This window comes from Azospirillum sp. B506 (genome assembly GCF_000333595.1).
GTDB lineage: Bacteria > Pseudomonadota > Alphaproteobacteria > Azospirillales > Azospirillaceae > Azospirillum.
In genome coordinates, this window is the sequence record NZ_BADK01000265.1 from 1 (window position 1) to 2,486 (window position 2,486).

A 2,486-nucleotide genomic window follows, 5' to 3' on the forward strand; every position below is an offset into this window, starting at 1 on the left:
CCGTCGCCGCCTTCGAGTAGTCGGCCCCGGCATCGCCCGACAGCGTGTCGCTGCCGGTTCCGCCATACAGCGCGTCGTTGCCGTCCCCGCCGGTCAGCAGATCATCCCCGGCATAGCCATAGATCGTGTCGTTGCCGCCGCCGCCGTCGATGCTGTCGTCGTCCTTGTAGCCGTACAGGGTCTCCGCCGACGCCTGCCCATGGGTTTCCATCACGATGGTCTGGGCCGAGAGATCGACACGGCTTCCATCGGCGAAGGCGACGGTCTGCACGAAGTTCGCACCGTCGCCGTCGCCGCTGAAGCGGCCGGCAAGGATAATGCGGTCGCCGGTGTCGCGGAAGATCAGCTGCAGGTCCGTGCCGATGCGCGAGAGATACATCTGCTCCCGCTTCAGGCCCGGCCCCAATTCCAGCACATCGTTGCCGCCGCCGCCGGCAATGCTGTCCACACCGTCACCTGAGGCGAAACGGATCAGATCGTCGCCGGCCCCACCGTCGATGGTGTCGTTGCCGGCACCGCCATCCAGCGTGTCATTGCCGGCCTGACCGTATAGATAGTCGGCACCGGTGCCACCGAGAATGGAATCGGCGCCATCCTCGCCATAGAGATAGTCGGTACCGCCACCGCCGTCGATCAGGTCGTTCCCGATTCCGCCATAGGCGACATCGACTCCGCCGCCGCCATAAATGGTGTCGTTGCCGCTGCCGCCATAGGATGCGTCGTTGATGCCGCCGGCATTGGGATCGTCACGGTTGTCGATCAGGTCGTCGCCCGCACCGCCATGCATCTCGTCGGACCCCGCGCCACCCAGGATGGTGTCGTTGCCGGCGCCGCCGAGGATGGTGTCGTTGCCGCTGTCGCCCGACAGGCTGTCGTTGCCCTGACCGCCGCTCAGCGCATCGTTGCCGTCGCCACCGGCCACAGAATCGTTGCCGATTTCAGGATACGGGGAAGGAGGCGGAAGAAGTGAGTTCAGAGACCACTCAACCGGCGAATAGCTTTCCCAAAGATAGAATCCGGCGGATATAGGATACCCATCCACCTCCACACCGGCAACGAATACTGCATTGCTGGCCCGCCAATGCCCCCAGTTTTCGTCGACAATACTGATTTTTAGACGGCTGGCTTCGCTCATATCCCGGAGTATGAGGCGGTAATCCTTTAGCTGACCGACATACTGGATGTAATTCCCCGACGAATCGAGGTGTGAATACTGCGCATCGATGGTTTGGTCCATGATGACCTTGCCGTCGAGCGTCACGATGGCGCGTGGCCAGCCCCCAACGGTATGCGCACCGAGCCTCAGTCGGAGGGTTATCACCTCGTTGCCATCGGTGGATATGTCGTCGCCCCACAAGCGGTCTTCACCGCCGGAACCGACAACCGTGTCGTTCCCGTTTCGGCCGAAGACCATGTCATTGCCGACCCCGCCGTCGACCACGTCCGCACCGTCGCCGCCATCCAGGTAATCCTGGTCGGCTCCGCCCGTCAGCGTATCGTTGCCGGCATAGCCGTAGATCGTATCGTTGCCCGACTGCGCGTCGATGGTGTCCCCGACATTGTAGCCCTCCAGCGTCTCGCTTCCCGCGCCGCCGATCGTCTGGATCACCAGATCCTTGCGGGTCAGATCCTCCAGAGAGCCATCGGCGAACCGCAGGGTCTGCGCATAGGCGGCACCGTCGCCGGAGCCGTCGAAGCGGTTCTTGACGATGATCTGGTCGGTCCGTCCGGTGAAACGCACATAGAGGTCGTTGCCGAAGCGGGAGAAATAGAGCGTTGCCTTGTCGAAGGACTCATCCAGTTCGATGACGTCGTTGCCACCGGTGTTGGAGACGATGTCCTGACCGCCATCGAAGCGGATCGTATTGTTGCCCGTTCCGCCATAGAGCGTGTTGTTCCCGGCGCCGCCGATCAGCGTGTCATCGCCGGCATCGCCATAGAGCGTGTCGTCCCCGTCGCCGCCATCCAGCCTGTCGTTCCCGTCGCCACCTTCCAGCCGGTCGACACCCGTGCCCCCGATCAGCGTGTCGTTGCCCACCCCGCCATAGAGCTGGTCGTTGCCGGCCCCGCCATCCAGCGTGTCGTTGCCGGCATAGCCATAGATCGCGTCATTGCCATCGACGCCCTGGATCAGGTCGCCGACATTGTAGCCCTCCAGCGTCTCCGAGGCCGCGGTCGCCAGCGTTTCCAGCGGCAGTGTCGGATCGGTCAGGTCCACCCGCTGCCCGTCGGCGAACAGCAGCGTCTGGACATAGCTCGCCCCGTCGCCGGCGCCGTTGAAGCGGTTCTTCAGCACGATCTCGTCGGCCGCGCCGCGGAAGCGCAGATACAGATCGTGCCGAAGCGGGCGAAGTAGAGGTCCTCCCGCCTCAATGCGGTGCGGATCTCCAGAATGTCGTTGCCGCCCTCGTTGGTGATGGTGTCGCGCCCGCCGTCGTAGCGGATCAAATCGTCGCCCACCCCGGTCAGGACAATGTTGGTGCCCG

2 protein-coding genes are annotated in these 2,486 nt (G+C 63.7%); both read right to left on the reverse strand.

Features of this window, described 5'->3' with window-relative positions:
* Nucleotides 1–2,296 (reverse strand): calcium-binding protein (locus I71_RS08365; RefSeq protein WP_042693771.1); only part of this gene is annotated, 2,296 nt, incomplete at its 3' end.
* On the reverse strand, nucleotides 2,290–2,486 hold a 197-nt coding region (locus I71_RS39600; RefSeq protein ID WP_042693773.1), incomplete at its 5' end, for a hypothetical protein. The genes I71_RS08365 and I71_RS39600, both read right to left, overlap by 7 nt.